At 62.6% G+C, this 846-nt stretch carries 1 pseudogene; it reads left to right on the plus strand.

What is annotated here, in order from left to right:
- Positions 1-56: 56 nt before the first annotated feature.
- Positions 57-846, plus strand: a pseudogene (locus AX750_RS25665) (IS3 family transposase); the annotation flags it as partial.

The raw sequence follows: 846 nt of genomic DNA on the forward strand, positions 1-846 counted from the left end.
CCCCCGTTGAATTGGTCCACCCTGAAGTATGTCTTTTGGCAGACAGGAGGACCGCCATGCCGAAGAAGCGCCACAAGCCGGAAGAGATCGTCGCGAAGCTGCGCCAGGTCGATGTGCTGGTCTCGCAGGGCCAATCCGTTGCCGATGCGATCCGCTCGATCGGCGTGACGGAGGTCAGTTACTACCGCTGGCGTCGTGAGTTCGGCGGACTGAAGACGGATCAGGTGAAGCGGATGAAGGAGCTTGAGGCCGAGAACGCCCGGCTCCGTCGCGCCGTCGCGGACCTGACGCTCGACAAGCTGATCCTGAAGGAGGCGGCTTCGGGAAACTGGTAAGCCCCGCGCGTCGCCGTGCCTGCATCGAGCATATCCGGCTCGCCCTGAAGGTGTCGGAGCGGCGGGTCTGCCGTGTGCTCGGGCAGCATCGCTCGACCCAGCGCCAGATCCCGCGCGGACGCGACGATGAGGAGCAACTCATCGCCGACATCGTCGAACTGGTCCGCCGCTATGGCCGCTACGGTTATCGCAAGATCGCTGCGCTCGACGGCAGGCTGGGTCGTCAATGGCAAGCGGGTTGAGCGCATCTGGCGACGTGAGGGGCTGAAAGTTCCAGCCCGACAATCCAAGCGCGGCCGTCTTTGGCTTGCGGACGGACCCTGCATCCGCCTGCGTGCCGAGCGGCCCAATCACGTGTGGTCCTACGACTTTGTCGAGGACCGCACTCATGATGGGAGAAAAAATATCGCATGCTCAACATCATCGACGAGTTCACGCATGAATGCCTGGCGATCCGCATCGATCGAAGGTTGAAGGCGATCGACGTCATCGACGTGCTCTCGGACCTGTT

Source organism: Methylobacterium sp. CCH7-A2 (assembly GCF_001557075.1).
Lineage (GTDB): Bacteria > Pseudomonadota > Alphaproteobacteria > Rhizobiales > Beijerinckiaceae > Allobosea > Allobosea massiliensis.